5 protein-coding genes and 1 pseudogene are annotated in these 5,472 nt (G+C 53.6%); 1 reads left to right on the forward strand and 5 read right to left on the reverse strand.

All coding sequences use genetic code 11. From position 1 onward, the window contains the following. From KKD83_06805 to KKD83_06820, 4 genes and pseudogenes are all read right to left on the reverse strand, one after another. A pseudogene (locus KKD83_06805) lies at window positions 1-129 on the reverse strand (leucine ABC transporter subunit substrate-binding protein LivK). A 181-nt stretch (window positions 130-310) separates the two neighbouring features. Further along, a complete protein-coding gene (locus KKD83_06810) occupies window positions 311-1,363 on the reverse strand; it encodes a branched-chain amino acid ABC transporter permease (protein MBU2535856.1) in 1,053 nt (350 codons plus the stop codon). Between the two features lie 3 nt (window positions 1,364-1,366). Beyond that, complete coding sequence (locus KKD83_06815; GenBank protein MBU2535857.1) at window positions 1,367-2,251, reverse strand: branched-chain amino acid ABC transporter permease; 885 nt, start codon at window positions 2,249-2,251, stop codon at window positions 1,367-1,369. Next, window positions 2,244-4,151, reverse strand: a complete 1,908-nt coding sequence (locus KKD83_06820; GenBank protein ID MBU2535858.1) for an AMP-binding protein — start codon at window positions 4,149-4,151, stop codon at window positions 2,244-2,246. Before KKD83_06820 ends, KKD83_06815 begins: the two co-directional genes overlap by 8 nt. A 342-nt stretch (window positions 4,152-4,493) precedes the next feature. On the opposite strand from KKD83_06820, the gene KKD83_06825 reads away from it, so the two are divergent. Next, on the forward strand, window positions 4,494-4,859 hold the full coding sequence (locus tag KKD83_06825; protein MBU2535859.1) for an ATP-dependent DNA ligase: 366 nt from the start codon (window positions 4,494-4,496) through the stop codon (window positions 4,857-4,859). 23 nt (window positions 4,860-4,882) lie between these two features. On the opposite strand, the gene KKD83_06830 is transcribed toward KKD83_06825, so the two are convergent. Then, entirely contained in the window at window positions 4,883-5,305 is a 423-nt protein-coding gene (locus tag KKD83_06830; GenBank protein ID MBU2535860.1) for a PaaI family thioesterase, read from the reverse strand. Window positions 5,306-5,472: the final 167 nt, after the last annotated feature.

Genomic DNA, 5,472 nt, shown 5'->3' on the forward strand with positions numbered 1-5,472 from the left:
GAGATGGCCATCTATGCCGCCCAGCTCCTCGTTGACGTACTTGATGGCATCAAGGTTGGCGTGCCCCATGGGCGAACCCTTTTCTGCAGCCGGGCCAGTCGAAGGAGTGGTAATGCCGACTTTGATCGTTTTTTCTTCCGGGCCAGCGCAGGCGCTACCGAGCAGTGGCAGAACGGCTAACATTAGAGCCAGACAGAGTAAACCAGCCATAACTACCCATTTTTTCTGTGTCATTTTTTCCTCCTTTTGGATATCGAGATACTTCATGATAGTCAGGTCGTTACATTGTATCGATACCTCCTTCCCAAGACTAGTACGAGAATGGCCATAGCCGGTAGGCGGACTTGAAAAGTGCCCAGCGGTGAGCAAGCCCCCTCGGCTCAAGTATCAGGAAAAGGATAATTACCAGCCCGAATAACATCGGGGTAACACCAGTGGCAAAGCCGGCAGGGAACATGGTGAATGACCTCTCCAGAAGAGGCACAATCTCCACGGTCAGTATTTGCTGGAGCAGTCGTATAAAAACGACGCCAAATATCGGGCCGATGCTCGTGCCAAGTCCGCCGATAATTATCATGCCGATGTACAGAATAGACTCCGTCAGGCTGAACTGCTCCGCATTCAGGAAACCAATCCAGTGGGCCAGCAGCGAACCGGCGATTCCGGCCATAAAACAGCCGATGAAAAAGGCCAGCAGCTTGTAGTACAGAAGATTTATGCCCATTACCTCCGCTGCCAGGTCGTTATCCCTGATGGCGATGAACGCCCGGCCGATCCGTGTCCGTGCCAGGTTCTTGGCGAAAAACGTACAGAGGGCAGCGATGCTTATGATGAGGTAAAACTGGCTGGTCTCACTGCGGAACTCATAACCGGCGATAGATGCATAGGGTACTTTAATGCCGACAAAGCCGCCGGTCACCGACCAGTGGTTGATGACCCAGATGATGATGAACTGGGCGGCGATGGTGCTGATTGCCAGGTAAAACCCTTTGACCCGCGCCGATGGCAGACCGAATATCAGCCCGATGAGTCCGGCCATAAGTCCGGCGCAGAGCAGTCCTACCAGGAAGGGCAGTTCCAGCCTGTTGGTCAGAACAGCGGAGGTATAGGCGCCGACAGCGATAAAACCGGCGTGGCCGATGGACAGCTGCCCGCAGTAGCCAACCAGCAGGTTCAGACCGATGGCGGCGATGAGGGTGATGCCGATGAGGTTGGTCACGCCAAGCCAGTAGTTACTCAGGTAAAGCGGGGAGGCGAGCAGAAGTACCAGGAAGCCGATGAAAAGCGCCCAGTGCGTCTTGGTGCGCAGGATGGCCATGTCCTGTGCGTAGGTATAATTCCGCGTGCCGCTCGGCAGACTCATTAACTATATCCTCTCAATGCGCACTTCCCCAAACAGCCCATAGGGCTTGATAATCATGACGATGATGATAATGACAAACGGTATGATATCCTTCACTCCCGCCCAAAGAAAGGGCGTGAGGTAACCACCACCGAGGCTCTCACAAAGCCCGATAATCGGTCCGGCAATGATGGCGCCAAGGAACGAGTCAAGGCCGCCCAGTATCACCACCGAGAACGCCTTGAGGCCGGTCTGGACCAGTCCATGTGTGATACCGCCGATGCTGGAAATCAGTATCCCGCCAATCGCCGCCACCACGCAGGCGAACATCCACGACCTCGAAAAAACGGCGGTCACCGGGATACCGCAGGCCTGAACCGCCCTCTGGTCATCAGCGGTGGCCCGCATGGCAATGCCCATTTTATGGTAGCGGAAGAAAAGGGTCAGCACGGCGAATACCGCCAGGCAGATACCGACCACCCAGATATATTCCTGGGAGATAACCGCCGGCCCGATGTGAACCACCTCTCTGGGGAACAATCTGGGGAGCGCATCAACGCTCCAGGGCCAGATGAAAGTGACCACACCTTCGATGAAGTAGCCTATCCCCAGCGTCACGGTAATGAGCGCCAGAATCGGCTGGGCGATGAGTGGACGCAGCGCGAAGCGCTCAATCGTCCAGCCCAGACCCAGGGCGAAGAGGATGACCAGCGGGAACGCCAGCCAGATTGGGAACTGAGCCTGTACCAGCATAGCATAGGTAAACCAGGAAGATATGAGCACTATCTGGCCAAGGGCCAGGTTGGCCACGCTGCTCGACTTCCAGATGAGGGCAAAGCCCAGGGCAATCAGCGCATAGACCATGCCCACGGCAATGCCGCTGATAACATACTGCAGAAGCTCAGCCATTTGACATAATATCCCTTACCTTGATACTTGTGCTCACGAAACCTTTCCGTCCATCCCGGTAAGTTACGGGAGCCTTCACGTCTATCTCTTGACCGTTCTTATATAATGACTCGATAAGCTCTTTGTAGCGCTCCTCCATGAATTCACGTCTGATTTTTCGGGTACGGGTCAGCTCCGCCTCATCAGCGTCAAACTCCTTGTGCATGAGGACGAACCTCTGCACTCTCGCCGGCTCCGGCAGATAGCCGTTCACCCTGAGCAGGTCCTTCCGGATAAGGTCGGCCACTTCCTCTTTCTGGGAAAGGTCAACAAAGGTGGTATAGGGGATATGGTGGCGCTCGGCCCATTTACCGACCATGCCGAAATCGATATTGAGAATCGCCGAAACGAAATCTTTATCCTTGCCGCCGATAACCATGGCGTCTTTAATGTAAGGACTGAACCTGAGCCTCCCCTCGACGTACTGAGGTGCGTACTTGATTCCGGAGCGCAGCTGCCCCAGATGGTCTATCCGGTCAATGAATAGCAGGTGTCCGTCATCGTCGATATTGACGGCGTCGCCGGTATGGCACCAGCCGTTAACCAGGGTTTCAAAGGTCTTCTTATCATCTTTGTGGTAACCGTTGAACAGACAGTTGTTCCTGACCAGAAGCTCGCCTTCATCGGTGATGCGCACTTCCGTGCCGATGGCCGGGCGCCCGACGCTCTCGAACTTGATTTCACCTTTGCCGTGTGAGGAAATAAGGCCGGCTTCGGTGCTGCCGTAGTTCTGGCGCAGCTCGATGCCGATGGCGTGAATAAGGCGGAAGGTGTCCAGGCTGAGCACCGAACTGCCGGTTACGGCAAACCGGACATTGTTCAAACCGAGACGGTCTTTCAGGGCGCGGAAAAGCAGGAAATAGGCGATGCCGTAAAGCAGGCGCCAGAACAGGTTCGGCTTCTTGTTGGCGAAATGGAAATCGGCCATTTTGTAGCCCACGGGCATGAATAAGCGATAGGCAAAGCGCTTCAGGGGGTGGGCGTCTATCATCTTGACCTGGATATCGCGCACCAGGCTTTCCCACTGGCGGGGCCCGTAGATTACGAAGCTGGGGCCGACCTCCCGGGTGTCCTCGGCGATGGTCTCCGGTTCTTCGGGAAAGTTCAATCTTGCCCCGCTGAGGAGGTGGGGGATGGTGGCGAAAAAGCTGTCGCCCACCCAGGCCGCCGGGAAGTTGGAAATGAGGTCATCGTTCTCGCTGAGCGGGTAGCGGTCGACGAATGCCTGTGAAGTATTGATAAGCGCCTGGTATGTGAGCACTGCTCCCTTGGGCAGGCCGGTGGTGCCAGAGGTGTAATAGATGAAGGCGGTGTCACTGCCTTTACCCCGCTCTATATTCTGCTCAAATACCCCCTGGTGTGTTTGCTCATATTCCCGGCCCAACTTGATGACTTCGGTGAAAGCAATCAGTATCGGGTCATCGTAGTTCCTCAGTCCCTTCGGGTCCCAGTAGATGACCTTCTTCAATTCGGGCAGTTCCTCTTTTATTTCCAGGAACTTGTCGGTCTGCTCCTGGTCGTTGACGATGGCGAATTTGGCTCCTGAGTGCTCGGCAACGTACTTCACCTCGGATGGAATGGAATCGACGAATATGCCCGTGACGATGCCCTGTGCCGCTTGTGTGGCAAATTCCGCCCAGAACCATTCCGGCTCATTATCACCGATGATGCAGACGACATCGCCCGGTTCCAGCCCGAGACTGATCATTCCCAGGGAGAAGTATTTAACTCTGTCATAGTAATCCTGCCAGCTATAGCGCTGCCAGACGCCGAAGTTCTTCATGGCCATAGCGGCACTCCGGGGCCACCGCTCATAGTTGCGTTTAATCAATTTCGGGATGGTATCTGGAACCTCAGCCAGCACTTTATTACCCTTTCCCTGCCTTTTTCAGGATGACCGATTTAAAGCTACAAAAATACCTCCCGCTTAGGAGGTACTCTTATTCTGCATACACTTTATCTATAGTAATTAACTACACGTATTCGCTTCCCCCCAAGCGCACCCCGGTGCGCCCGGTAAAGACGAATTTTGTTCTCTCCATTGGATAACGGGTCGATTTCATAGCTGGAGGCAAGTTTACCATAATGAAAAAGACGCTGTCAATATACGCGAGTATGCTAGAGATTCTAAGAACTTTTGGTTATGGTTGACAAAGGTGTATTCATCTATAATACTGTGTAAAATCATAAAGAGGGTTAATTTGTGACAATATTTGTGATAAGTGAGTATCAGGGACTCAAAACTGCCTTCCGCCATAATCTGAGGTTGGAAAGAGACGGGGTATTCCAGTGTTGGGGATTCTACAAGGGTATACCACAAAAGCCGGGTGTTCGTAGAGTGGCAGTATCAAGTACAGAGCGTAACTTTCTTGACGGCCTGTTTGAAGGCAAGATATCCACCGGCCCGTACGCCGGTGCCAAGATCAAAATTTGGGATAGTGGAACGTATGAGACAAAGTTCTGGAGTGATACTAAGGTGGAAGTGACCTTCCATGGTAAAAAGTTAAGTGGTGAGTATATATTGCGTTGGATGGATAAAATGAATGCTTGGCTACTGTGGAAGCGTTGACACTAAAGTAAAAGTAAAATGTATCACTGACTTATTGGAATGGTCGTTCCGGTGGCTTTGGCGATGAGCTTTCCCTCCTGGTTGGTCACCGTCATCTCGGCGATGCTCACCCTGCGGCCGCTTCTTACCACCCGCCCCTCGGCGATTAGCTCATCGCCTGCCTTGGCCGGGGCGATGAAATGGATGTTGAACTGTGAGGCCACGTTGGGGCGTCGCACTGAGTTCACCGCGTAGCCGAAAGCCTGGTCCGCCACCGCCATGGTGATGCCGCCGAAAGTAAGTCCGTTAAAGTTCTGATGTTCGGGAAGCACTTTGAGCATCACTTTGGAATATCCCGGCTGGAGCTCCAGGAGCTGCATGTTCAGGAAAGCGGCGATTGGCTCATTCCTGGCCGCTGACATAAGTTCCTCAACATTATCAGGTATCGTGTTATCCTGCTCTGGCATAATCTGTTCCTCTTACTTGGTCAATCCGTATTTTCGTGCTGCCTCGCGCAGGCCGCCCAGTGAGCCTTCAAGGACCCTGTCTTCCACACAGTAGGCAATGCGGAAGTAGCCCGGCGTGCCAAAACCTCGGCCGGGAACGGTCAGCACTTTCAATTTCTGCAATTCCC

The organism is Chloroflexota bacterium (assembly GCA_018829775.1).
Taxonomy (GTDB): domain Bacteria; phylum Chloroflexota; class Dehalococcoidia; order Dehalococcoidales; family RBG-16-60-22; genus E44-bin89.